The following is a 24,792-nucleotide window of genomic DNA, read 5'->3' on the forward strand; positions in this document are numbered from 1 at the left end:
AACAGCACTATCGGTAGAGAATCCTAAACAATTGGAAAGCTTTGCACTGCTTAGGCAATCCTTTGGCGAAGCGGTGTGCAGTGCTGCATTTTCCCGGCGCGAACGATCCGCGCGCAAACCTCGTGCAATGCTCGGAACCGGTGTGCGCGCACTAGGGCGCGTCGTACAGGGCCGTGCGGCCGGCAACTCGCAAGAACGGTTCTAAATCGCAAACGCCGCGTTTCGGTTGTCAGGAAAATTCGCATCGGTCATATCGGCCCCCACACATGGAGCGCAGGATGGACGAGCTGAACGGCAAGCTGATCGCGTGTCAGATTCTGATCACGGGACTGATCGCGCGCGTCGCCAACGAGCAGCGCGATCCCTTGCGCTTTCTCACCGACTTCCGCGACGAGATCAAAGCCGTCGTGGGCGGCGTCAACATCGCCGGCATGGACAACAGCGATCGCGTGCGTGCGGTCGCGCAGAAAACCGTCGACGAATTGTTCTCGCTGATGAAGCCGCCGAGCAGCGATTGACGCCGATATGCGGAGTGGAATCTCGCGTAAATTTTCGCGCGTAATTTAGAACGAGTCCAAACAATGATTTAGAACGATTTCAAACTGAAGTTTAGAATCGTTTTGAACTGGACGTATTCCGGGGTTGTCGCGGGTTGCCCGCATTGACCGGCTATTTTGTGGCCGATACCAACACCCAATCGTTCATCGAAGTGAGTGAGCGAACAAGAATATGGGGCGTTTGGTAATGGGGCAGGTGGTCGCACCGAAGTCGTTGCGTTCGGTCGCAGCGTTTAATCCGCTGGATGACAAGTCGGCGGGAATTTCCGGCAAGAGAGTTTCGGCAGTCGCGAGCTTGATCGCGGTGGCGTCGGTTTCGACTGGCGCACAGGCGCAGCAGTCGAACCTGCCGCCGGTGAATGTGGACGCTCCCGTCGAGCGCCCGCGTCCGGCTGCTTCGAAGCCGTCGGCCGAGCAGGTTCGTGCGCGCAATGCGCTTCGCCGCGCCGCGCAACGCCAGCAGCAGGCCGCAACGGCCGCGCCGACCGTGGTCGGCGAAGCAGATCGCAATCCCTATTCGGATCCGGCGGCGCCCTACAAGGTTGACCACGTCCAGGCCTCGGGCAAGTTTCCGGAGAAGATGCTGAACACGCCGAAGACCATCACGGTCCTCAGCAAAGAGGTGCTCCAGGACAAGAACGCCACCACGCTGAAGGAGATCGGGCGTTCGACGGCCGGCGTGACGCTCGGCTCGGGTGAAGGCGGCAATGCGTTCGGCGACCGCTTCTTCATCCGCGGCTTCGATGCGCGCAACGACATCTTCATCGACGGTATCCGCGATCCCGCGGTCTCCATTCGCGAGAACTTCTTCACCGAGCAGATCGAGATCCTGCGCGGCCCGGCCTCGTCCTATGCCGGCCGCGGCACCGCCGGTGGCGCCATCAACATCGTCACCAAGCAGGCGGGCGATGTCAATTTCCAGCGCATGGATACCGAGTTCGGTACCGACAGGACCAAGCGCGTCACCATCGACGTCAACCAGGTCGTCGACCCCACCTTCTCGGTGCGCACCGGCGGCCTGTTCCAGGACGCCAACGTCGCCGGCCGCGATTACGTGACCGACAACCGCTGGGGCAGCTTCATCTCGACCAAGTACACCCCGACCAGCGACATCAAGATCACCACGAACTACGTGCACACCGACCTCAGCGGTCTGCCGGACTTCGGCGTGCCCTATTACAAGCAGGGCAACGTCCCGGTGACGTCGGCGGGGATTCCGCGTGGAACCTGGTACGGCTTCCTCAACCGCGACTTCCAGGCCGCGCGGCAGGATTTCGGCACCGGCACCATCGAGTACAAGGTCAACGACGCCATCACGCTGACCAGCAAGGTGCGCGGCGAGCACTCGGAGCTCAACTATATCGGCACGCTGCCGCAGAATCCGATCACGACCAACGCCAATCCGATGCTCTGGACCACGACGGCCAGCGCGCAGAGCCGCTTCCAGCAAGTGGACGTGTGGGCCAACCAGAACGAAGCCACGTTCAAGCTCGACACCGGCGGGGTCAAGCACACCGCCGTGGTCGGCGTCGAATATACCAATGAAGATATTACGATCGACCGTTACGCGGGCCTCACGTCGGAACTGGCCGGCTCGCCCTTCACGAGCAACGGCGCCATCACGGGCGTCAATGTCTATTCCCCTCAGTACACCTATCTGTCGGGGTTCAAGTCGCCGTCGCTGACCGGCAATCCGACGCGCTATGGCGTCAACACCAGCAGCGTGTACGTGATGGACACCGCGAACTGGCAGGACACCATCATCGTCAACGGCGGTATCCGTTACGACGGCTACAGCATGAGCTCGTCGACCAATTCCGCCCGACTGAAGATGAATTCGGACCTCGTGAACTACAACGTCGGCCTGGTCTACAAGCCGGTATCGATCGGCAGCCTCTACGTCGCCTATGCAACTTCGGCCAACCCGTTCGGCTCGGAGCTTGACGCGACCGGCACCGATTACGGTGGCGTTCCCGCCAACACGACGGTCCTGCTCGGACCCGAGCGTAACAAGGCGGCCGAAGTCGGCACCAAATGGGAACTGGTGGATCGTCACCTGCTGGTGTCCGGTTCGCTGTTCCAAACCACCAAGGACAACGCACGCGAGAACAACGCAGCGGGCTTGCTCACCTCGAACGCGGCCTACCGCATCCAGGGCATCGACATCGAGGCCGAAGGCAAGATCACCGATCGCTGGAGCGTGTTCGGCGGCATCGTGCTGATGCAGTCGAAGGTCACGCAGAGCAACATCGCCTCCAACATCGGCTTGCAACTGGCCAACGTTGCCCACCAGTCGTTCAGCATGCTGACCAAGTACAAGTTCGACGGCGGCTGGGAGCTCGGCGGGCAAGCGGTCTACCGCTCGAAGGTCTATGGCGGCACGTTCGCGGCCAACACCGGCAACGAACTGCCGAGCTATTGGCGCTTCGACGCGTTTGTCGAAAAGAAGATCGACAAGAACTGGACCATGAAGTTCTACGCGCAGAACCTCACCAACAAGCTCTATTACGACACGCTCTACCGCAGTGCCGTTCCGTTCGTGTCGGTCGCACCTGGCCGAGCGTTCTATCTCGTCACGACTGCGAAGTTCTGATTATGTTGACGTGCCTGTCTGGCGTTCTCGGCAAGGATGATGTGGCGGATTTCCGCCGCATCATGGACGCCAGCGAATGGGAGGATGGCCGCTCGACCGCAGGGGCGCAGTCGGCCATGGTCAAGCGCAACGAGCAATTGCCGCCCGACAGCGATGTCGCGCGCAAGCTCGGTCACCGCATCATTTCGGCGTTGACGTCGAACCCGCGGTTCCTGGCGGCGGCGATCCCGCTCCAGATCTTCCCGCCGCTGTTCAACCGCTATGCGGCGGACAGCGGCCACCATTTCGGCCTGCACGTCGACAACGCGATCCGCGGCGACCGGCTGACCGGCCTTCGCATCCGCACCGACCTGTCGGTCACGCTGTTCCTCGCCGAGCCGGAAGAATACGACGGTGGCGAACTTGTGATCGAGGACACCTACGGTTCGCACGAAGTCAAGTTGCCAGCCGGCGACTGCGTGCTCTATCCCTCGACCAGCCTCCATCTGGTCACGCCGGTGACGAGGGGAACGCGGGTTGCGTCTTTCTTCTGGCTTCAGAGCATGATACGGGACGATCAAGCCCGTACCATGATCTTTGACCTCGACACCGCGATTCAGGCGCTGGTGGAACGGCTCGGGCGTGACGATCCCGAAACGGTCAAATTGACGGGTATCTATCACAACCTCATTCGCTACTGGGCCGAAGTATGAAGATCATGTCCTTCCAAGCAAGCCTTGCCGCAGCCGCCATGTTGGCGGCCGTCTGGCTCGCATCCCCTGTTTCCGCCCAGATACAAAACCCGGCAACGGCACCGGCCCAAACGACGGCTCAGCCGTCCGCGGCCAGCCCGGCTCCTGCAGCGCCCTCGGCATCGACGCCTGCCGGCCAGGCGCCTGCTTCGACAGTGGCGAGCCCCGCGGCTCCGACCACGCCGCCCGCGGCCATCGCTGCTGCGCCCGCGAAGCCCGATGCGCCGGCCGCCGCCGCCGCGCCGGCCAAGAAGGAACTGTCGCCCTGGTCGATGTTCTGGGAAGCGGACGTCATCGTGAAGACGGTGATGATCGGGCTCGCCTTTGCATCGCTGATGACCTGGACCGTTTTGATCGCCAAGTCGATCGAGTTGTCGGCTGCGGCCGCCAGGCTTCGGTCGTCGCTGAAGAAGATCGCGGAAGCACGGTCGCTTGCCGAAGCGCAGATGGCGCTCGGCGCGAAGGGGGGGATCCTGCCGTCCTTCCTGGCGGCTGCATTGCGCGAGGCGCGGATGTCGGCCGGGCTGTCCAGCGATGCCGGCATCAAGGAGCGCGCAGCCTCGAGCTTTTCCGAGATCACGCGCGCCGAGGCGCGGCGCATCCGCATCGGCATGGGCGTGCTCGCGACCATCGGCTCCACGTCGCCCTTCGTCGGCCTGTTCGGCACGGTCTGGGGCATCATGAACAGCTTCATCGGCATCTCGAAGTCGCAGACCACGAACCTTGCCGTCGTCGCGCCCGGCATCGCCGAGGCGCTGCTCGCGACCGCGATCGGCCTCGTCGCCGCGATCCCCGCCGTCATCATCTACAACCACTTCTCGCGCGTGACGAAGAACTATCTCGAACTCGTCAGCCGCGCCTCGGGTGCGGCCGGACGGCTGCTTTCGCGCGATCTCGACCGCAGCCACGGCAGCATGCACTCGCGCGCAGCGGAGTGAGTCATGGCCGTTTCGCTCTCAGACAACGATTCCGATGACGACGATTTCTCCGAGACGCATGACATCAACGTCACGCCGTTCATCGACGTCATCCTGGTGCTGCTGATCATCTTCATGGTCGCAGCACCGCTGTCGACGGTGGACCTTCCAATCGACATGCCGACGTCCACGACGGTGACGCAGCAGAAGAAACCGGACAAGCCGACCTTCGTCACGATCAAGTCGGATCTCGCGATCGCGATCGGCGAGAATTTCGTCAAGCGCGCCGATCTGGTTCGTTCGCTCGACAACCGGCCCGATGCTGGCAAGGAAAAGCCGATCTTCCTGCGGGTCGATCGCGGGGTGCCTTACGGCGAATTCTTCGACGTGCTCGAGATCTTGCGCGGTGGCAATTACAGAAACCTCAAGGTCGAAGCCCTTGAAGGTGTGGCCGCGCAAGCCGGAGCCGCGCAAGTCGAGCCTGCAAGCCCGGCGAAGCAGTGAGATATGAGCGAGCCTGACACCAGGAAATGGCGATCTCGCGCCCTTTGGGTGCTGGCGGCGATTGTCGCGCTGTTTCTGCATGTCGGCGGCGCGGCGCTGGCGATCGCCAATCTCGAAACCGTCGATCTCGATGAGGGGCTGGGTGCCGACGACGGTGCGATCGGTCTCGAGATGGTCGCGCTGAAGGCCGAGGAAACCGATCTTCCGCCGGGGCCGGAAAGCGACGCGTCGGTGGCCTCACCGGCGCTGGCGCAGCAGAAGGCGGTCGAAAAGGAAGTCGATCTTCCAAAGGAAAAGCCGACCGACACCGAAGAGGAAGCCGACAAGGTCGTCACCGAGAACAACGCCAAGAAGCCTCAGGAGGACGAGCCTGAGCCGGCGAAGGTCGAGACCAGCCAGTCGGTCGAATCCGTTGCTTCGGAGGCGACGGCGCCCCGCAAGCCTTCCGACGATGCGACGCTCGGCGAAAAAGCCCAGATCATCGAGAAGGGGCTGCTGGACGACAAGAAGAAGCTGGTGGCCGGCTGGGGCAAGCAGATCAGCGCCTGGTTCGAACGCCACAAGCGCTATCCGAAAGTCGACAAGGTCAAGGACGCCAAGGTGGTGGTCACCTTCGAGCTTGATCGCGCCGGCAACGTTCTTTCTGCCGAGATCCAGGAGACGTCCGGCGACAAGCGATTTGACGAGGAAGCGATCGCGATGCTCCATCGCGCGAGCCCGTTGCCCGCGCCGCCGGCGGTGCAGGCGGACGAGGGCCTCAAATTCAGCGTCCCCGTCATCTTCAACCAGAAGAAGAAGTAGCGCGGTCCACGCGCAGGGCTTCCCCCTGCGGGGTCAGCGGCTCCTCACAAGCGATCGGCGAGGCGTTCTGGCTCAACGCCAGTAGAGCCGGATCCCGGCATAGACCACGACCAGGCAGACGAAGATCAGCGCCACCGGGAGCGGCCGGTTCTGGGTTCCGCCGGCCGCGCTTGTCCCGAAGAAATTGGTCTTCGGCTTCGGCTTCGGTTCCGGGCGGCGGAAGGTGGTAACATTGTCCGCGGCCGGCTCTGCCTGTCGGGGGCGAACATCGGGCGCGGTTCCCGCGCCGCCCATCTCGGCATAGTACGCCTTGTAGATCGCGCCGATGGTGGCCTCGGTGGCCTCACCCTCGCTCATCTGCGCCAGCAGGTTCTTGTAGCTGACCAGGAATTCCTGGGCTTCAGGGGGCAGCGCGGCCGAGCCGTTGAGCTTGGTCATCATCTTCCAGGTGGCAAAATCCGCGCGGGCGCGGGTGTCGGCGCGTCGCGCGATCAGCATATCGGCAGCTTTGACCAAGTCGGCCTCGGGCCCTTCGGGGTGTGTTCGGGTGTCGCTGTTCAACTACGCATTGCCGGTCAGAAAGAGAACAGCCTGAATCACATAACCGGTCAACGTTCGCAGTATTACTGAAATAACATCAAGATTTAGACCGAGTTGCGAGCCCGCCAGCGGCAGCAGGATCAACAGGCCGATCAGGATCAGCAACCCGAACGGCTCGAGCCGGGCCAGCGGCATGGCGAGCGGCCGGGGCAGCAGCCCGACCGCGACGCGGCCGCCGTCGAGCGGCGGGATCGGCATCATGTTGAACACCGCCAGGATCGCGTTGAAAACCAGCGCATTCTTCAGATTGTCGAAGATCCATTTCGCCGAACCGGCCGGGGCAAAGGGCAGGGCGTGGAGCGCGAGCGCCGCGGCAAGCGCCAGCAGGATGTTGGTGACGGGCCCGGCCAGCGCCACCCAGACCATGTCGAGCCTGGGGTGGTTGAGGTTGCGGTAATTGACCGGGACCGGCTTGGCATACCCGAACAGAAACGGCGAATGCGTGAACAGCAGCATCGCGGGCAGAATCACGGTGCCGAACGGGTCGATATGCTTGATAGGGTTGAAGCTGACCCGGCCAAGCTGCCAGGCCGTGTTGTCACCGAGCCGATGCGCGACGAAGGCATGCGCGGCCTCATGGAAGGTGATGGCGATCAGGATCGGGAAGATCCAGACCGAAAAATCATAAAAGGAAACGTTCACGGCTCGTTGGTCCCGGTTTGCCTGCGGCCTTGCAGACGACCCGGCCAAACCGGCGGTGCAGCAACGCTTCAAGTCAACATAGGGTGGCCGGTTCCGAAATGCCACGCTGGAGATGATCGGCCAGCAGCGCGCCGGTCCGCGACAGGTTGCGCGCGCGGTGGAGACGGATGTCCGCCGCCGGCAGCGGCGGCAGGCCGTCGCGCTCGGCCAGCGCGCGCAGGCGAGAGGGCATGGTGCCGGCTTTCACGACCGTGATGGCGAGGCCCTGCGCCGCAATCGCCTCCACCGCCGCAAGCGTCCGGCTGACAAAGGCGAGGCGCCAGCGCAGGCCGGCGGCGTCGAGCGCCGCTGCAGCCCATTGCCGGAACAGGCAGCCCGGCGGGTAGAGCGCGAGGGACAGCGTGTCCTGCGCTTTGGCTGGATAGGACGCGGCCGCGGCCCAGACGGCCTGCTCGCGCCGCAAGAACTCGCCATCGCCGCGTCCTTCCGGATGCATGGCGATGACGAGGTCATAGGCTTCGCCGAGCCGCGCCGGCATCGTCGTGGTCAGCCCGGTCTCGATCTCGACGGGAATTTCGGGATGGCTTTTGGCGAAGTCCGCCAGCAATGGCGGAATGACGATCGTGCCGTAATCGTCCATCACGCCGAGGCGGACCACGGCGTCGTGCTTGCGCGCGCGGAGCGCATCGATCGCCTCTGCATTGAGCTCGAGTAAGCGCCTTGCATAGTCGAGGAGCTCTTCGCCCGCCGCGGTCAGCGCGACGCCGGCGCGTGTGCGCTGAAACAGTGTGGTGCCGAGCCGTTCCTCCAGGCGCCTGATCTGAACGCTGACGGCCGACTGGGTGCGGTTGAGCACGTGGGACGCGCGCGTGAACGAGCGATGCTCGGCAACGGCGAGGAAGGCTTTCAGCAGATCGGGATCGATTGTGGTCATGACGAAAACTTATCCCGGTATGACGGAAATTCCATTCCCTGTTTCGGCGCGTCTCGTATGCTGCTTTCAAAGCAACGGCGAGAGGAAGTGTGGGCGAAATCTCCGGCGTTCTGGCCGCAATATTGTCGAGCGGCCTTGGTGGCACCTCGATCGGCGCCACGCGTTATCTCGTGAGCAGCCTCGATCCGCTGGCCATCGGCTCGTTCCGGTTCGGCATCGGTTTTCTCCTGCTGTTGCCGCTGACGCTGCTGCGTGGTGACCGCTGGCCGGGGCGAGGGGATTTTGCCGCCGCGATCGGGCTCGGCATTCTGTTCTTCGCGCTGTTTCCGATCCTGTTCAATGCATCGCTGATCTTCACGACCGCCGCGCGCGGTGCGCTCGCCTTGTCGACGCTGCCGCTGCTGTCGCTGGTCATCGGGGCTGCGCTCGGCGCCGAAGCCCTGACCTGGCGCAAGGCGATCGGCGTCGTGATCGCGACCCTTGGCGTTGCGGTTGCTCTGCTCTCAGACCTGACCTCGGCCCCACCGGGCGCTTGGCGCGGCGATCTCCTGATGATGGCGGCGGCGCTGTGCATGGCGTTGTACGGCATCTGGTCGAAGCCGCTGATCAAACGATCCAGCCCGATCGCCTTCACCACGATGAGCATGGCGGCAGGCGCTCTCTGCCTTGTCCTGCTGTCTTGTGTCCGCGGCAGCTTTGCGCCCATAGCCGGCTTCGGTACGCCGCAATGGCTAGCCGCGCTCTATCTCGGCGCCTTCGGCGCGGCGCTGACTTTCTATCTCTGGGCCTTCGCGCTGGAGCGGACGACACCGACGCGCGTTGCAATTTCCGTGACGGTCAATCCGATCACGGCATCGCTGGTCGGTGCCTGGCTGCTGAACGAGCCGCTGCGCTGGAATCTGGCCACCGGTATCGTTGCGGTGTTCGCCGGGATCTGGATCGCGACGACGACGGGGCGGCAAGCCGCGACCGCATCACGGCAAGCCTGATATCACGCCGGGATTGTACCTTGGTATTGCACCAGACCGTCGTCGAGCTTCAGCCACGCCAGCTTTTCCGAGACCCAGATGTGCTCGGTCGGCGCGAACGCGTTGCGGTCGTCGAAGGTCGTGAGCGAAACGCCCGCCAGCGTACCGTTGCGGCGCCAGGAGAATAGCCGCGTGCCGCAGCGCTTGCAGAACACCCGGTCGATGTTCTCCGACGACGCGTAGTGCTCCGTCTCGCCCTCGACGGACAGCGCGCGCTGGTCGAACTGCGCGCGGACGAAGTAGGGCGAGCCCATCGCCTTCTGGCACATGCGGCAATGGCAGATGCGGACGTTGAGCGGCTCGCCCTCCGCCTTGAACCGCACCGCGCCGCACAGGCATCCACCTTCCCGGATCATGATGGCCTCAATAGGTTGCGCGCCCGCCGGAGATGTCGAACACGGCGCCGGTCGAGAACGCGCAGTCCTCGGACGCAAGCCAGGCCGCCATCGCGGCGAGCTCTTCCACCAGCACGAAGCGCGCCTTGGGGATTTTCGACAGCATGAAGTCGATATGCTGCTGCGTCATCTGGTCGAAGATCGCGGTCTTGGCGGCGGCCGGCGTCACCGCGTTGACGAGGATGTCGTGTGCGGCCAATTCCTTGCCGAGTGATTTCGTCAGCGCGATCAGGCCGGCCTTGGAGGCCGAATAGTGCGAGGCGTTGGGATTGCCTTCCTTGCCGGCGATCGAGGCGATGTTCACGATCCGCCCGTATTTCTGCTTCAGCATCGTGGGCACGATGGCCCTGCAGACGATGAAGGGGCCGTCGAGGTTGATGCGCAGCACCTTGCGCCATTCCTCGAGGTCGGTCTCCCAGACCGGCTTGTTGACGCCGGCGATACCGGCATTGTTGACGAGGATGTCGATCTTGCCGAACGCGGCCAGCGTCGCGTCGCGGGCCTGCTCGACGCCAGCGGTGTCGGTGACGTCGACCTTGAAGACGCGGACGTTGTCGCCGATCTCTTTTGCGGTCTTCTCGGCGAGGGCCTGGTCGAAATCCCAGATCGCGACCTTGGCGCCTGACGCCACGAAGCGCTCGGTGATGGCACGACCAAAGCCCTGCGCGCCGCCGGTGACGATGGCGACGCGGCCATTGAGATCGATCTTGTTCATCGAGAAGTCCCTTTCTCTATCCCTCGTGGTGAGGAGCGCGCACCTGGCGCGCGTCTCGAACCATAGAGCCCGTGGCCCATCCCTCGAGACGGCGCTGTCACGCCTCCGCGGGATGAGGCGTGATCAGAGCATGTAGCCGCCGTCGACGACGAGGTCGACGCCGGTGGTGAAGGCGCTCTCGTCGCTACCGAGATAGATCGCCATGTTGGCGATCTCGTCGGCGGTGCCGAGCCGGCCCATCTTCTGGCGGGAGACGAACATCTCCTTGCCCTGCGGCCCCTGGGCTGCGGCGCGGTCGAGCATCGAGGGGGTCTCGACGGTGCCGGGGCAGATCGAGTTGCAGCGGATGCCCTTGGTGATGAAGTCGAGCGCGACCGCGCGGGTCAGCAGCGACACCGCGGCCTTCGACGAGCTGTAGACGTAGCGGTTCGCCGGCGGGCGCAGCGCCGCACATGACGAGATGTTGACGATGCTGCCGCCGCCGCCCGCGAGCATGTCGGGCAGGAACGCCCGGATGGTCCGGTGCATCGACTTGACGTTGAGGTCGAACGAGAAATCGAAATCCTCTTCCGAGCACTCCAGGATGGTGCCGTGGTGCACGAAGCCGGCTGCATTGAGCAGGATGTCGATCTTGCCGACGCGTTTTGCAAAGGCGTTGACGTCGGCGGTGTTGCGGACGTCGAGCTTTGCGACCTCGGCGATGCCTTCCTTGGTCAGGCCCGCGATGCCGGCCTCGTTGATGTCGGTCGCGATGACGGTTGCGCCTTCACGCGCGAATGCGAGGGCGCATGCGCGCCCGATGCCTGCTGCCGCAGCCGTGATGACGGCGCGCTTTCCCTTGAGGCGGTCTGCCATTTTCTTGTTCTCCTTCTTGAATTGCCTATCGGATCGTCATTGCGAGCGAAGCGAAGCCATCCAGAATCTCGCCGTGGAGACAGTCTGGATTGCTTCGTCGCTTCGCTCCTCGCAAAGGTGTGCCTGCTAGTGATTATCCCGCGCCACACCAAAGGTGCCGGCGACGTTCTGGTACCGTGTGGCGAGCTCCATGCAGGCGCCGGTCGACTGCTGGCCGACGGTGTTGCGGTAGATCTCCTGCCACGGCGTCTGGTTCGCCGGATGCTTGAAGCCGCCATCGGCCATGAGGTCGGCGTGACGCTTCTTCACCTCGTCGTCCGAGATCAGGATGTTGGCGCTGCCCTTGTTGAGGTCGATGCGGACCTTGTCGCCGGTCTTCAGGATCGCAAGGCCGCCGTTGGCGGCAGCTTCCGGCGAGGCGTTCAGGATCGAGGGGGAGCCCGAGGTGCCGGACTGGCGGCCGTCGCCGATGCAGGGCAGGGCGAGGATGCCGCGCTTGATCAGCGCCGCCGGCGGCTGCATGTTCACGACTTCTGCGCCGCCGGGATAGCCGATCGGGCCGGTGCCGCGGACGAACAGCACGCAATGCTCGTCGATGTCGAGTGAGGCGTCGTCGATCCGCTCGTGATAATCCTCCGGCCCCTCGAACACGATGGCGCGGCCTTCGAATGCGTTCGGGTCCTTCGGGTTGCTGAGATAGCGGTCGCGGAATTCCTTCGAGATCACGCTGGTCTTCATGATCGCGGAATCGAACAGATTGCCCTTCAGCACCAGGAACCCGGCGTCCTTCACCAGCGGCTTGTCGTAGGCCCAGATCACGTCGTTGTCAGGAACCGGCGCGTCCTTGCAGTTCTCGCCGATGCCGCGACCGTTGACGGTGACCGCGTCCTCGTGGATGCGCTTGTGCTTCATCAGCTCGCGCACCACGGCCGGCACGCCGCCGGCGCGGTGGAATTCCTCGCCGAGATAAAAACCGGCCGGCTGCATGTTGACCAGCAGCGGCACGTCATGGCCGACCTTCTGCCAGTCGTCGATCGACAGCTCGACGCCGATGTGGCGGGCCAGCGCATTGATGTGAATCGGCGCGTTGGTCGAACCGCCGATCGCCGAATTGATGACGATGCAGTTCTCGAACGCCTTGCGGGTCAGGATGTCCGAGGGTTTCAGGTCTTCCCAGACCATCTCGACGGCGCGTTTTCCCGTCTCGTAGGCGATCTGGCCGCGCTCGCGATAGGGCGCGGGGATCGCCGAGCAGCCCGGCAGCGAGAAGCCGAGGGCTTCGGCCAGGCCGTTCATGGTCGAGGCGGTGCCCATGGTGTTGCAATGGCCGACCGAGGGCGCCGAGGACGCCACGATCTCCATGAACTCTTCGTAGCCGATCTCGCCGGCGGCGAGGCGCTCGCGCGACTTCCAGACGATGGTGCCGGAGCCGGTGCGCTCGCCATTGTGCCAGCCGTTCAGCATCGGGCCGCCCGACAGCACGATCGCGGGCAGGTTGACGGTCGCCGCCGCCATCATGCAGGCCGGCGTGGTCTTGTCGCAGCCGGTGGTCAGCACCACACCGTCGAGCGGATAGCCGTAGAGGATCTCGACCAGGCCGAGATAAGCGAGGTTGCGGTCGAGCGCTGCGGTGGGGCGCTTGCCGGTCTCCTGGATCGGATGGGTCGGGAATTCCATCGCAATGCCGCCGGCCTCGCGGATGCCTTCACGGACGCGATGGGCCAGCTCGATGTGATGGCGGTTGCAGGGGGAGAGGTCATTGCCGGTCTGGGCGATGCCGATGATCGGCTTGCCCGACTGGAGCTCGGCGCGGGTGAGGCCGTAATTCAGATAGCGCTCCAGATAGAGCGCGGTCATGCCCGGATTATGCGGGTTGTTGAACCATTCCTGCGAGCGGAGGTGGCGGCGAGCACCGTTGCCGGCGGGCGCATGCCCATTGGTTGGTTTTTTTGTCATTGGTTTCTCCTGCAATGCAAACGCACGGGCGTCGAGGGTTCAGCGGCTTGTGCGATGCCCAACGGCGCGATCGATGTTTCAAAGGCCCGTTGGCGGGTCATTTCCTCACGAGTTCGATATTAGTCACGGCTACTTGGTAACGCTATCATTTTGTTCGCTGCGCCCACGCCCGATGCGGCCGGCCTGCCGTCCGAACGCCGCGCCGACGAGCTCTGCCGCTCGACCACCTTGAAGCCGAGATCGAGCACCGGGTGCTCCGGGCGCTGTCCGTCGATCGCTTCGATCAGCATGGCGGCGGCCGTGTTGCCCATCTCGTAGCGGTTGGTGCGCACGCTGGTCAGGGTCGGGACCGCGGAGGCCATGAATTCGAGGTCGTTGAATCCGACGATCGCGATCTGCTCGGGGATCGCAATCTCGCGGCGGCGGCATTCGAACAGCACGCCGAGCGCGAGGTCGTCATTGGCGCAGAACACCGCATCGATGCCGGGCTCCCGCGCCAGCAGATCCGTGAACAGGGCGCCGCCGAGCGTCACCGAAGTCGGCGTCGCCGTCGTGACGACGAGCCGCTGCTCGAATAGGCCGGCGTCCTTCATCGCCGAGACGTATCCGTCCAACCGTCGCTGCACCCGCGGGTCCATGCGCGCACCGACGAAGCCGATCTTGCGATGACCCTGGGCAAACAGATGCGCAATCGCCGCGCGCGCTGCATCGTAGTGCGAAAAGCCGATCATCATGTCGACCGGATTGGGCCCGATCTCCATGATCTGCACGATCGGGCAATCGGCCGCCTCCAGCATCGCGCGCGATTCCGTGGTCTGGTCGATGCCTGTGACGATCAGCCCGGCCGGCTTCTGCGCGAGAAACAGGCGCAGCAGCTTCTCCTCCTGGAGAATACTGTAGCGTGTGTTGGACAACTGGATCGAGTACCGGCTGCCTTCGGAGGCGTCGTAGATGCCGCGCAGCACGTCCGAGAACACGTTGTTGGTCAGTGACGGAATCAAGACACCGATCACTTCGGTGCGTTGCGAGGCCAGCGCGCGCGCCGCCAAGTTCGGCACATAGCCGAGCTCCTTGGCCGCGCTCTCGACCCGCGTCCGCTTGGCGACCGACAGTGCCTCCGGGTTACGGAAGAATCGGGACGCCGTAATCGGACTGACGCCCGCAAGCTCGGCGACTTCCGCCAGCCGGATTTTGCCTGACTTGGTGCGCTTTCGACCCATTTGTTGCTCATAGCATAGCCATTGCCGCAAACAAAGGATCGTTGACAGCGCTACCAGCAACGACTAACCAAAGACAAATTGCCAAAACCGCACAAACTGCCGACAATGTCGCCTGGTAAGAACGGGCTTCGGTTGGTGAAGTCTGAAAGAACAAGACGGTCGCGGCGCAAGAGTCGCCGTGGACTTTCGAGGAGGGAGTGAGATGTCGTCTGTGCAAATCCGCGACGTGCGGAAATCGTTCGGCAATTTTGAAGTCCTGCACGGCGTCTCGATTCCGATCGAGGACGGCCAGTTCGTCGTTCTGGTCGGCCCCTCCGGCTGCGGCAAGTCGACGCTTCTGCGCATGCTCGCAGGCCTCGAGAACATCACCTCCGGCACGATCTCGATCGGCGACCGCGTCGTCAACAATATCCAGCCCAAGGAGCGGGATATTGCGATGGTGTTCCAGAACTACGCGCTTTATCCGCACATGACCGTCGGCGAGAACATGGGCTTCTCGATGAAGCTGCGTGGCGAGAGCACCGACGAGATCAACAAGCGCGTCAAGCGCGCCGCAGAGATCCTCGCGCTGTCGCCGCTGCTCGAACGTTATCCGCGTCAGCTCTCCGGCGGCCAGCGCCAGCGCGTCGCCATGGGCCGCGCCATCGTGCGCGATCCGCAGGTGTTCCTGTTCGACGAGCCGCTGTCGAACCTCGACGCCAAGCTGCGCGTCGCGATGCGCACCGAGATCAAGGAGCTGCATCAGCGGCTCAAGACCACCACCGTCTACGTGACCCACGACCAGATCGAGGCCATGACCATGGCCGACAAGATCGTCGTCATGCATGACGGCATCGTCGAACAGATGGGCACGCCGCTCGAGCTCTACGACAAGCCGGAAAACCAGTTCGTTGCCGGCTTCATCGGCTCCCCCTCGATGAATTTCCTGAAGGGCCATGTGCGCGTGAACGGCGTTGCGACCTTCGAGGGACCGAACGGCGTCAAGCTGCCGCTCAAGAACGCGCCGGCGGCGTCCGACGGTCGCCCTGTCGTCTATGGCGTGCGGCCCGAGCATTTCACCATCGCTGACGACGGTGCCGATGCCGAGATCATCGTGGTCGAGCCGACCGGCTCGGAGACGCAGGTGTTCGCGAAGGTCGGCGGCGAGCAGGTCGTCGCGGTCTTCCGCGAGCGTCACCAGTTCAATCCGGGCGACAAGGTCAAGCTGAAGCCTGACCCGTCGCTGGTCCATCTGTTCGACGACGCGACGGGCAAGCGCCTGTAGCGACGTCGAAGGACTGCCGAACTACCAAATAATACAAATATAAAATTCAGGGAGAGAACGATGAGCAATTTCGACAGGCGAAGTGTGCTTAAAGCTGGCCTGGGCGGCGCAGCGTTGCTGGCCGGCCCGGGCATCGTCCCGGTCCGTGCGGCCGAGTGGACCAACACGCCGGAGGCGGGCGCCTCCATCCGCGTGCTGCGCTGGAAGCAGTTCATCCAGGCCGAGTTCGACAAGTTCGCCGAGCAGACCAAGAAGTTCTCCGAGAAGACCGGCGTCAAGGTGAAGCTCGAGGCCGAGAGCTGGGAAGACATCCGGCCGAAGGCGGCGGTCGCCGCCAATGTCGGCGCCGGTCCCGACCTCATCATCGGCACGCTCGACGATCCCCACAAATTCCCCGAGAAGCTGATCGACATGACCGATGTCGCCGACTATCTCGGCAAGCAGTATGGCGGCTGGTACCCGGTCGCGGAGCGCTACGGCAAGAAGGGCAACAGCTGGATCGCCATTCCGCAGGGCGCGACCGGCGGCTGCCTGAACTACCGCGTCAGCCACGTGAAGGCCGCGGGCTTCGACGAATTCCCCAAGGACACCGCCGGCTTCCTCAAGCTCTGCCAGGCGCTGAAGAAGAACAACACGCCGGCCGGCTTCGCGCTCGGTCACGCCACCGGCGACGCCAACGGCTGGTGCCAGTGGGCGCTGTGGGCGTTCGGCGGCAAGGTCGTCAACGACAAGAACGAGGTCGTGATCGACTCGCCGGAGACGATCGCCGCGCTCGAATACGTCAAGCAGCTGTACGAGACCTTCATCCCCGGCGTGCTGTCGTGGAACGACTCGAACAACAACAAGGCGTTCCTCAACGGCGAACTCAGCCTGACCCTGAACGGCATCTCGATCTGGACCGTCGGCAAGAACTCCACCGATCCCAAGCAGCAGGAAATCGCCAAGGACATGAACCACGCGGCGATGCCGATCGGTCCTGTTGGCGTGTCGACCGAGCAGCAGAACGTGCTGGTCTATTACGGCTACAAGCACTCGAAGTATCCGAAGGCGGTCAAGGAATTCATCAAGTTCATGATGGACAAGGAGAACTACGACGCCTGGGAGGTTTCCTCGAATGGCTACGTGTCTCCGCCGCTGCCGGCCTACAACGACAACCCGGTGTGGACGTCGGATCCGAAGATCACCCCGTATCGCGACTGCCTGAAGCGCTGCCGCGACAACGGCTTTGCCGGCGATCTCGGTTATGCCTCCGCCGCCGTGATGGGCGACTTCGTGGTCGTCGACATGTTCGCGGAAGCAGCCTCGGGCTCGGCCACGCCGAAGCAGGCGGCCGCACGCGCCGCCGAGCGCGCCAAGCGCTACTACCAGGTCTGATCAAGCTCCAATCTGCGCGGCGTCCGGTTCGCCGGACGCCGTGACTGTTAGCCTTAGGGGAATCCGACATGGCAGTCATGGCCGAGTCCGCTGTCGCGCAGGTCAAGCGCAGCAGCCTGTGGACCAGAGCATTCGAGAGCCGGAACTGTCTCGGCGCGATGTTCATGGTGCCGGCGATCGCGATTCTCATCCTATTTCTGGCGTACCCGCTGGCGCTGGGCTTCTGGCTCGGCATGACCGACACCAAGATCGGCGGGGCAGGGCGCTATATCGGTTTTGCGAACTTCGTCTCGCTGTCGAAGGACTCGGTGTTCTGGCTCTCGGTGTTCAACACCATCTTCTATACGGTCGCCGCGAGCGCCGTGAAATTTGCCATCGGACTTTACCTGGCGCTGCTGCTCAACGAGCGGCTGCCGATGAAGTCGATGATCCGGGCCATCGTTCTGCTGCCCTTCGTGGTGCCGACGGTGCTCTCCGCGATCGCGTTCTGGTGGATCTATGACAGCCAGTTCTCGATCATTTCCTGGGTCCTGCTCAAGGCCGGCCTGATCACGCGCTACATCGATTTCCTCGGCGATCCCTGGAACGCGCGCTGGTCGGTCGTCGCCGCCAATATCTGGCGCGGCGTGCCCTTCGTGGCGATCACGCTGCTGGCAGGACTTCAGACCATTTCGCCCTCGCTCTACGAGGCCGCCAATCTCGACGGCGCCACCAACATGCAGCGCTTCCGCCACATCACGCTGCCGATGCTGTCGCCGATCATCGCGGTCGTGATGACGTTCTCGGTGCTGATGACGTTCACCGACTTCCAGCTGATCTACACCATCACGCGGGGCGGACCGATCAATTCCACGCATCTGATGGCGACGCTGTCGTTCCAGCGTGCCATCACCGGCGGCAATCTCGGTGAGGGCGCGGCGATCTCGAATGCGATGATCCCGTTCCTGGTGGCCGCAATCCTGCTCAGCTTCTTCGGACTTCAGCGCTCTCGCTGGCAACAGGGCGGGAGGGACTGACCATGAGCACCGCAGACGACCAAAGCGTCGGAATGGACTACCTCGAGAGCTTCCCGCGGAAGTTCCTGCGCGTCTATCTTCCGCTCGGCCTGATCATCTTCTTCCTGCTGTTCCCGTTCTATTGGATGGCGATCGCGACGTTCAAGCCGGACGCGGAGATGTACGACTACGAGAAGTACAATCCGTTCTGGATCGTGCATCCGACGCTGGAGCACATCAAGAAGCTGTTCTTCGACACCGACTATCCGCTCTGGATGTGGAACACCGTGATCGTCTCGGTGTCCTCGACCTTCATCTCGCTGTTCGCCAGCGTCTGCGCCGCCTATGCGATCGAACGCCTGCGCTACAAGGGCTCGCGCTATGTCGGGTTGGCGATCTTCCTCGGCTATCTCGTGCCGCCGTCGATCCTGTTCATTCCGCTGGCGGCGATCGTGTTCCAGCTCGGCCTGTTCGACGGCAATCTGGCGCTGATCCTGACCTATCCGACCTTCCTGATCCCGTTCTGCACCTGGCTCCTGATGGGCTATTTCCGCACCATTCCCTACGAGCTGGAGGAGTGCGCGCTGATCGACGGGGCGACGCGGCTCCAGATCCTGGTCAAGATCACGCTGCCGCTATCGCTGCCGGGGGTAATCTCGGCGGGAATCTTCGCCTTCACGTTGTCCTGGAACGAGTTCATCTATGCGCTGACCTTCATCTCCTCGTCGGAGAACAAGACCATTCCCGTCGGCGCTATCACCGAGCTCGTCAACGGCGACGTCTATCATTGGGGCGCGCTGATGGCGGCGGCCCTGACCGGCTCGGTCCCCGTAGTTATCCTTTATTCCTTCTTCGTGGAGTATTATGTGTCGGCCATGACCGGCGCCGTGAAGGAGTAATCGCGGGGCCGCAATGAGGGCGCGCTGCGGACAGCGCGCCAATAAGAAGGAGTAGGCTCTTGCACATTCTGGTTCTGGGCGCCGCCGGCATGGTCGGCCGCAAATTGTGTGAACGTCTCTTGCGCGACGGCCGGCTTGGCAAGAGCGACATCACCAAATTGACCATGCATGACGTGGTCGAGCCCAAGAAGCCGGAAAAGGCCGGTTTCCCCGTCGAGACCGTCTCGGGCGATTTCGCCGTCCCCGGCGCGGCCGAGAAGCTGATCGCCGGCCGGCCCGATGTGATCTTCCATCTCGCCGCGATCGTCTCGGGCGAGGCCGAACTCGATTTCGACAAGGGCTACCGCATCAATCTCGACGGCACGCGGATGCTCCTCGACGCTGTCCGCCTCGTCGGCGGCGGCTACAAGCCGCGCGTGGTGTTCACGTCCTCGATCGCAGTGTTCGGCGCCCCGTTCCCGGAGGCCATCGGCGACGAGTTCTTTCATACGCCGCTGCTCAGCTACGGCGCCCAGAAGGCGATCGGCGAGCTCCTGCTCGCAGATTATTCGCGCCGCGGCTTCCTCGACGGCATCGGCATCCGCCTGCCGACCATTTGCATCCGGCCCGGCCTGCCCAACAAGGCGGCATCGGGCTTCTTCTCCAACATTCTGCGTGAGCCCTTGGCCGGCAAGGAAGCGGTGCTCCCGGTGTCCGAGGACGTCCGCCACTGGCACGCCACGCCGCGCTCGGCCGTCGGCTTCCTGCTCCATGCCAGCACCATGGACCTCGCCAAGGTCGGTCCGCGCCGCAACCTGACCATGCCCGGTTTCTCGGCCACGGTCGGCGAGCAGATCGCCGCGCTCAAGCGGGTCGCCGGCGACAAGGTCGCCGCGCGCATCAAGCATGAGCTCGATCCGTTCATCGTCGGCATCGTCGGCGGCTGGCCGCGCAATTTCGAGGCGAAGCGGGCGCGCGAGCTCGGCTTCACCACCGAAGAGAAGACCTTCGACGACATCATCCGCATCCACATCGACGACGAGCTCGGCGGCAATTTCGTCGCCTGATCCAACCGATGAACAGCGTGGATATGACGATGGCGAGCGTTGCTTGCATCGGTGAGTGCATGGTCGAGCTCCGGCAGGCCCAGGGGGGACATACCTCTGGGGCTGCCGGGCAGGGCGGCGGCCTGTACGCGCGCGGCTTCGGCGGCGACACCCTCAACACGGCGGTGTACCTGGCGCGGCTCGAGGTCAAGGTCGATTATCTCACCGCGCTCGGCGACGACGCCTTGAGCGATGAGATGATCGCGGCCTGGAATGCGGAGAGCGTCGGCACACGGCGCGTCGTGCGGCTGCCGGGCCGGCTGCCCGGCCTTTACATGATCCAGCTGGATGCCAAAGGCGAGCGCCAGTTCTTCCACTGGCGCGACAGCGCGGCGGCGCGCCAGCTGATGAGCCTGCCGGAGACCGACGAGCTGCTCAACTCGCTGATGAGCTACGACATCGTCTATCTCTCCGCGATCACGCTCTCGATCTACGATGCGGCCGGACGCGAGCGCTTGTTCGCGGCGATCAAGCGCGCGCGCCTGCTCGGCACCCGCTTCGTGTTCGACACCAACTTCCGCGCGCGCGGCTGGCCCGATCGCGATGTCGCGCGCGAAGTGTTTGCGGCGGCCTTTGCAGCTGCCGACATCGTGCTGACCTCGACCGAGGATCTGCTCGCGCTCTATCCCGGCGAGAGCCAGGACCAGCTGATGGCGCGCATTCCCACGCCTGAATTGGTGTTCCGGCTCCCTGAGCCCGTCAGCCTGCTGCGCTTCCCTGGCGGCACCAGCGAGGTCCGGGCCGAACCCATGACCAAGCCGGTCGTTGACACCACGGCGGCCGGCGACAGCTTTGCTGCGGCCTACATCGCCGCCCGGCTCGCAGGCTCCGATCCGGTCGAGGCGGCCCAGGCCGGGCATCGGCTCGCGAGCCTCGTGATCTGCTATGCTGGCGCCATCATTCCGGGCTATGCCATGCCGCCGAAGAAGCGGCACCGGCCGCCGACCACGCGTCAAGCGACCAAGTGAAACGAAAGCCAAGATGACCACCGCTGCTCAACAGAACCACCTCGTCGCGCTGTTCAAGGCCGCGACCGTCATTCCCGTCCTCACCATCGAGCGCATCCAGGATGCCGTGCCGCTGGCGCGCGCGCTGGTCGCCGGCGGCGTCCGCACGCTGGAGGTGACCATGCGCACTCCCGTTGCGATTGAGGCCGCGCGGGCGATGATGGCCGAAGTCCCCGAAGCGGTGGTCGGTATCGGCACGATTCTCAATCCGGCCGACTTCACCCGCGTCGAGAAGCTCGGCGTCGCGTTCGGCATCAGCCCGGGCCTGACCCCGGATCTCCTGAAAGCCGCGGCCCACAGCTCCTTGCCGTTCGCGCCGGGCATCGCCACGGCGTCCGAGCTGATGCTGGCGCTGTCCTACGGCCTCGATGTCGCAAAATTCTTCCCCGCCGAGCAGGCCGGCGGCATCAAGGGCCTGCGCGCGCTCGCCGGACCGTTCCCGAACGTGCGGTTCTGCCCCACCGGCGGCGTCGGCGAGGCCAATGCGGCGACCTGGCTTGCCGAGCCCAATGTGGTTGCGGTCGGCGGTTCCTGGCTGTGCCCGACGGCGGAGATCAAGGCCGGGAACTGGGCCGGCATAACTGCCATCTGCCAGCGCACCCTCCAGGCACTGAAACCCGCGTGAAGTCTTGCCATCCCTGGGCTAAGACTTAGCTCAGGTAGAGACCCCAGGGAGAAGAGACCATGACCGCCAGCATCGTCGGATGGGCGCATACGCCGTTCGGCAAGTTCGACACCGAAACCGTCGAAAGCCTCGTCACCCGCGTGGCCAATGAGGCGATCGCGGATGCCGGCATATCGGCCAGCGACGTCGACGAAATCGTGCTCGGCCATTTCAATGCCGGCTTCTCGCCGCAGGATTTTACCGCCTCGCTGGTGCTCCAGGCCGACCCGAAGCTGCGCTTCAAGCCGACCACGCGCGTCGAGAACGCCTGCGCCACCGGCTCCGCCGCCGTGCACCAGGGCCTGCGTGCGATCGACGCAGGCGCTGCCAAGATCGTGCTGGTCGTCGGCGTCGAGCAGATGACCCGTACGCCGGGGCCGGAGATCGGCAAGAACCTGCTGAAGGCGTCGTATTTGCCCGAGGACGGCGACACAGTCGGCGGCTTCGCCGGCGTGTTCGGCAAGATCGCCAGCTCCTACTTCCAGAAATACGGCGACCAGTCCGATGCACTGGCAATGATCGCGGCCAAGAACCACAAGAACGGTGTCGCCAATCCCTTCGCCCAGATGCGCAAGGATTTCGGCTTCGACTTCTGCCGCGCCGAGAGCGAGAAGAACCCCTACGTCGCCGGCCCCCTGAAGCGCACCGATTGCTCGCTCGTCTCCGACGGCGCCGCGGCGCTGATCCTGGCCGATGCCGAGACCGCCAAGGGCATGACCAAGTCGATCGGCTTCCGCGCCACGGCGCATGCCCAGGACTTCTTGCCGATGTCCAAGCGCGACATCCTTCAGTTCGAAGGCTGCACGGTCGCCTGGCAGCGCGCACTGGAGAAGGCGGGCGTCGCGCTCACCGATCTCTCCTTCGTCGAGACCCATGATTGCTTCACGGTCGCCGAGCTGATCGAATACGAAGCGATGGGCCTGACGCCGAAGGGACAGGGCGCCCGCGCCATCAAGGAAGGCTGGACGCTCAAGGACGGCAAGCTGCCGGTCAATCCGTCCGGCGGCCTCAAGTCGAAGGGCCATCCGATCGGCGCCACCGGCGTCTCCATGCACGTGATGACCGCGATGCAGCTCGCGGGTCAGGCGCCCGAGGGCATGCAGCTCAAGAACGCCAAGCTTGGCGGCATCTTCAACATGGGCGGCGCCGCCGTCGCCAATTACGTCTCCATCCTGGAGCCGCTGAAGTAGGGTTGCGTAGGGTGGGTTAGACGGCGGCTGCGCGAAGCGCGGTCGCTGGCGTAACCTACCACTTCTCTCTCCTCGACGACAAAGTTGGTGGACGACGCCTGCGGCTCATCCACCCTCCGGCCCTTGAGCTACATCATGGTGGGCCCGCGTCGTTGGGCCCACCTTAGGGCTCCTGATTGCTAGGACGACATCATGAGCAACGACTACGAAGACTCCCTCTCCATCGACGCACTGAACGATCGCATCGCGATCCTCGAGGACAATATCCGCCAGCTCATCGAGCAGGCGGCCGCCGCATCCGGCGAGCAGAACGAGTCGCGGATCGCCGACCGCATCAACCAGCAGAACGACGAGCTCGACCGGCTCCTCAAGATCCGCGAATCCCGCCAGAAGAAATAGCGGATACGGCGTCGCGCATGCGGCCATACGCCGGCCGCCCTTGCGCGCGCGGTGGGAGTGCCTTTAGCTGGACCGAAATCGCAGGGCTGATCTGAGCCTGCGCAATCGGGAGCGAACGAATGGGGCCGCTGAAGGGCATCAAGGTCGTCGACATGACCACCGTGCTGATGGGGCCTTACGCGACCCAGATGCTCGGTGACTACGGTGCCGACGTGATCAAGGTGGAATCGCTCGACGGCGACGTCACCCGTCTGATCGGCCCGATGCGGCACACCGGCATGGGCCCGGTGTTCCTCAACACCAACCGCAGCAAGCGCTCGATCTGTCTCGATCTCAAGAAGCCCGCAGGCCGCGCGGCCGTGCTGCGCCTTCTCAAGGACGCCGACGTGCTCGTCTACAACGTCCGCCCGCAGGCGATGGCGCGGCTTCAGCTCGGCTACGACGTGGTCTCCGCAATCAACCCGCGCCTGGTCTATGCCGGTGTGTTCGGCTTCGGCCAGGACGGGCCCTATGCGGCGAAGCCCGCCTATGACGATCTGATCCAGGGCGCCACCGCGCTGCCCGCCTTGATGGCGCAAACCGGCGACGGCGTGCCGCGCTACGTGCCGAACGCGCTGGTCGACCGCATCGTCGGCCTCACCGCCGTCGGCGCGATCTGCGCCAGCCTCGTGCATCGCGACCGCACCGGCCGCGGCCAGCGCGTCGACATCCCGATGTTCGAGACCATGGCCGGCTTCGTCATGGGCGACCACATGGGCGGGCTGACCTACGAGCCGCCGCTCGACAAGGGCGGCTATGCCCGGCACCTCTCGCGCGACCGCAGGCCCTACAAGACCTCCGACGGCTATCTCAGCGTCATCGTCTACAACGACAAGCAGTGGGAAAATTTCTTCAAGGCGACGGGCCGCGACGATCTGCGCGCCGATCCCACATTCGCGAGCTTCGCCGGCCGCGCCGCCAATATCGACGTCGTCTATGCCGAGCTCGCCCGCATCTTCGAGACGCGTACCACGGCCGAGTGGATCGACCTGCTGACCAAGGCCGACGTGCCGGTCATGCCGATGCACGACCTTCAGGGCGTCTTGCACGACGAGCATCTCGAAGCGACGAACTTCTTCCCGGTCGTGGAGCATCCGACCGAAGGGCCGATCCGCAGCATGAAGGTGACGGCGACCTGGTCGGAGACAGAGGCCGAACCTGTGCGGCTGGCGCCGCGGCTCAACGAGCACGGCGCGGAGATCTTGCGCGAGATCGGCTATTCCCAGGATGAGATCGCGGCCATGGTCCGCGATGGCGTGACGCACTCGGCGCCGGAGTAGAGGAGGCAGTGATGGCCACGACTCTCTCATCCGTCATTCCGGGGCGCGCCCCTTGGCGCGAGCCCGGAATCCATACTCCCGATCGTGGTTATGGATTCCGGGCTCGCGACTGCGTCGCGCCCCGGAATGACAGCGGAGAGGTGGCGAG

At 64.2% G+C, this 24,792-nt stretch carries 25 protein-coding genes; 17 read left to right on the forward strand and 8 right to left on the reverse strand.

Going from position 1 to position 24,792, the window contains the following annotated elements; translation table 11 throughout:
• The first annotated feature begins 278 nt into the window (after positions 1–278).
• The 6 genes from AB7532_RS14300 to AB7532_RS14325 all read left to right on the forward strand — a co-directional run bounded on the left by AB7532_RS14300 (position 279) and on the right by AB7532_RS14325 (position 6,103).
• On the forward strand, positions 279–518 hold the full coding sequence (locus AB7532_RS14300; RefSeq protein WP_063983861.1) for a hypothetical protein: 240 nt from the start codon (positions 279–281) through the stop codon (positions 516–518).
• Positions 519–744: 226 nt separating this feature from the next.
• A complete protein-coding gene (locus tag AB7532_RS14305; protein WP_441239275.1) occupies positions 745–3,150 on the forward strand; it encodes a TonB-dependent receptor in 2,406 nt (801 codons plus the stop codon).
• Positions 3,151–3,152: 2 nt separating this feature from the next.
• Positions 3,153–3,842, forward strand: coding sequence for a Fe2+-dependent dioxygenase (locus AB7532_RS14310; RefSeq protein WP_441235419.1), 690 nt, complete (start codon positions 3,153–3,155; stop codon positions 3,840–3,842).
• Entirely contained in the window at positions 3,839–4,819 is a 981-nt protein-coding gene (gene exbB, locus AB7532_RS14315) for a tonB-system energizer ExbB (RefSeq protein ID WP_441235420.1), read from the forward strand. Before AB7532_RS14310 ends, exbB begins: the two co-directional genes overlap by 4 nt.
• Positions 4,820–4,822: 3 nt before the next feature.
• Entirely contained in the window at positions 4,823–5,302 is a 480-nt protein-coding gene (locus tag AB7532_RS14320; protein ID WP_441235421.1) for a biopolymer transporter ExbD, read from the forward strand.
• A 3-nt stretch (positions 5,303–5,305) separates the two neighbouring features.
• A complete protein-coding gene (locus AB7532_RS14325; protein WP_441235422.1) occupies positions 5,306–6,103 on the forward strand; it encodes a cell envelope integrity protein TolA in 798 nt (265 codons plus the stop codon).
• Positions 6,104–6,175: 72 nt separating this feature from the next.
• On the opposite strand, the gene AB7532_RS14330 is transcribed toward AB7532_RS14325, so the two are convergent.
• The 3 genes from AB7532_RS14330 to AB7532_RS14340 all read right to left on the reverse strand — a co-directional run bounded on the left by AB7532_RS14330 (position 6,176) and on the right by AB7532_RS14340 (position 8,279).
• A complete protein-coding gene (locus tag AB7532_RS14330; protein ID WP_441239276.1) occupies positions 6,176–6,601 on the reverse strand; it encodes a hypothetical protein in 426 nt (141 codons plus the stop codon).
• Positions 6,602–6,664: 63 nt separating this feature from the next.
• Positions 6,665–7,345: a site-2 protease family protein gene (locus tag AB7532_RS14335; protein WP_441239277.1), complete on the reverse strand. Its 681-nt coding sequence runs from the start codon at positions 7,343–7,345 to the stop codon at positions 6,665–6,667.
• Between the two features lie 73 nt (positions 7,346–7,418).
• Positions 7,419–8,279, reverse strand: coding sequence for a LysR family transcriptional regulator (locus AB7532_RS14340; RefSeq protein WP_441235423.1), 861 nt, complete (start codon positions 8,277–8,279; stop codon positions 7,419–7,421).
• An 89-nt stretch (positions 8,280–8,368) separates the two neighbouring features.
• On the opposite strand from AB7532_RS14340, the gene AB7532_RS14345 reads away from it, so the two are divergent.
• Positions 8,369–9,268 (forward strand): DMT family transporter, encoded by a 900-nt coding sequence (locus tag AB7532_RS14345; protein ID WP_441235424.1) that lies wholly within the window; start codon positions 8,369–8,371, stop codon positions 9,266–9,268.
• 2 nt (positions 9,269–9,270) lie between these two features.
• On the opposite strand, the gene AB7532_RS14350 is transcribed toward AB7532_RS14345, so the two are convergent.
• The 5 genes from AB7532_RS14350 to AB7532_RS14370 all read right to left on the reverse strand — a co-directional run bounded on the left by AB7532_RS14350 (position 9,271) and on the right by AB7532_RS14370 (position 14,448).
• Positions 9,271–9,663: a GFA family protein gene (locus AB7532_RS14350; RefSeq protein ID WP_441235425.1), complete on the reverse strand. Its 393-nt coding sequence runs from the start codon at positions 9,661–9,663 to the stop codon at positions 9,271–9,273.
• A 7-nt stretch (positions 9,664–9,670) separates the two neighbouring features.
• On the reverse strand, positions 9,671–10,417 hold the full coding sequence (locus AB7532_RS14355; protein ID WP_441235426.1) for an SDR family NAD(P)-dependent oxidoreductase: 747 nt from the start codon (positions 10,415–10,417) through the stop codon (positions 9,671–9,673).
• 123 nt (positions 10,418–10,540) lie between these two features.
• Positions 10,541–11,272, reverse strand: a complete 732-nt coding sequence (locus AB7532_RS14360; RefSeq protein ID WP_200468336.1) for an SDR family oxidoreductase — start codon at positions 11,270–11,272, stop codon at positions 10,541–10,543.
• A 126-nt stretch (positions 11,273–11,398) separates the two neighbouring features.
• Positions 11,399–13,228 carry an IlvD/Edd family dehydratase gene (locus tag AB7532_RS14365; protein WP_441235427.1) on the reverse strand — a complete coding sequence of 610 codons (1,830 nt, stop codon included), beginning with the start codon at positions 13,226–13,228 and terminating at the stop codon, positions 11,399–11,401.
• A 119-nt stretch (positions 13,229–13,347) separates the two neighbouring features.
• The gene (locus tag AB7532_RS14370) at positions 13,348–14,448 is read right to left on the reverse strand and encodes a LacI family DNA-binding transcriptional regulator (protein WP_441235428.1); all 1,101 of its coding nucleotides are present in this window, start codon (positions 14,446–14,448) and stop codon (positions 13,348–13,350) included.
• A gap of 202 nt (positions 14,449–14,650) precedes the next feature.
• Between AB7532_RS14370 and AB7532_RS14375 the strand changes: the two genes are divergently transcribed.
• The 10 genes from AB7532_RS14375 to AB7532_RS14420 all read left to right on the forward strand — a co-directional run bounded on the left by AB7532_RS14375 (position 14,651) and on the right by AB7532_RS14420 (position 24,644).
• On the forward strand, positions 14,651–15,712 hold the full coding sequence (locus tag AB7532_RS14375; RefSeq protein ID WP_441235429.1) for an ABC transporter ATP-binding protein: 1,062 nt from the start codon (positions 14,651–14,653) through the stop codon (positions 15,710–15,712).
• A gap of 60 nt (positions 15,713–15,772) precedes the next feature.
• Entirely contained in the window at positions 15,773–17,086 is a 1,314-nt protein-coding gene (locus AB7532_RS14380; RefSeq protein WP_441235430.1) for an ABC transporter substrate-binding protein, read from the forward strand.
• 68 nt (positions 17,087–17,154) lie between these two features.
• Entirely contained in the window at positions 17,155–18,102 is a 948-nt protein-coding gene (locus tag AB7532_RS14385; RefSeq protein WP_441235431.1) for a carbohydrate ABC transporter permease, read from the forward strand.
• Positions 18,103–18,104: 2 nt separating this feature from the next.
• On the forward strand, positions 18,105–18,980 hold the full coding sequence (locus tag AB7532_RS14390) for a carbohydrate ABC transporter permease (protein ID WP_441235432.1): 876 nt from the start codon (positions 18,105–18,107) through the stop codon (positions 18,978–18,980).
• A 59-nt stretch (positions 18,981–19,039) separates the two neighbouring features.
• Complete coding sequence (denD, locus tag AB7532_RS14395) at positions 19,040–20,026, forward strand: D-erythronate dehydrogenase (protein ID WP_441235433.1); 987 nt, start codon at positions 19,040–19,042, stop codon at positions 20,024–20,026.
• Between the two features lie 29 nt (positions 20,027–20,055).
• Complete coding sequence (locus AB7532_RS14400) at positions 20,056–21,033, forward strand: sugar kinase (RefSeq protein WP_441235434.1); 978 nt, start codon at positions 20,056–20,058, stop codon at positions 21,031–21,033.
• A gap of 13 nt (positions 21,034–21,046) precedes the next feature.
• Positions 21,047–21,697 carry a bifunctional 4-hydroxy-2-oxoglutarate aldolase/2-dehydro-3-deoxy-phosphogluconate aldolase gene (gene eda, locus AB7532_RS14405; RefSeq protein WP_441235435.1) on the forward strand — a complete coding sequence of 217 codons (651 nt, stop codon included), beginning with the start codon at positions 21,047–21,049 and terminating at the stop codon, positions 21,695–21,697.
• A gap of 59 nt (positions 21,698–21,756) precedes the next feature.
• Positions 21,757–22,926, forward strand: coding sequence for an acetyl-CoA acetyltransferase (locus AB7532_RS14410; RefSeq protein ID WP_441235436.1), 1,170 nt, complete (start codon positions 21,757–21,759; stop codon positions 22,924–22,926).
• A gap of 192 nt (positions 22,927–23,118) precedes the next feature.
• Entirely contained in the window at positions 23,119–23,325 is a 207-nt protein-coding gene (locus tag AB7532_RS14415; RefSeq protein ID WP_441235437.1) for a hypothetical protein, read from the forward strand.
• 119 nt (positions 23,326–23,444) lie between these two features.
• On the forward strand, positions 23,445–24,644 hold the full coding sequence (locus AB7532_RS14420; RefSeq protein WP_441235438.1) for a CaiB/BaiF CoA transferase family protein: 1,200 nt from the start codon (positions 23,445–23,447) through the stop codon (positions 24,642–24,644).
• Positions 24,645–24,792 lie beyond the last annotated feature (148 nt).

It is taken from the genome of Bradyrhizobium sp. 930_D9_N1_4, assembly GCF_052076015.1.
In the GTDB taxonomy this organism is placed as follows: domain Bacteria; phylum Pseudomonadota; class Alphaproteobacteria; order Rhizobiales; family Xanthobacteraceae; genus Bradyrhizobium.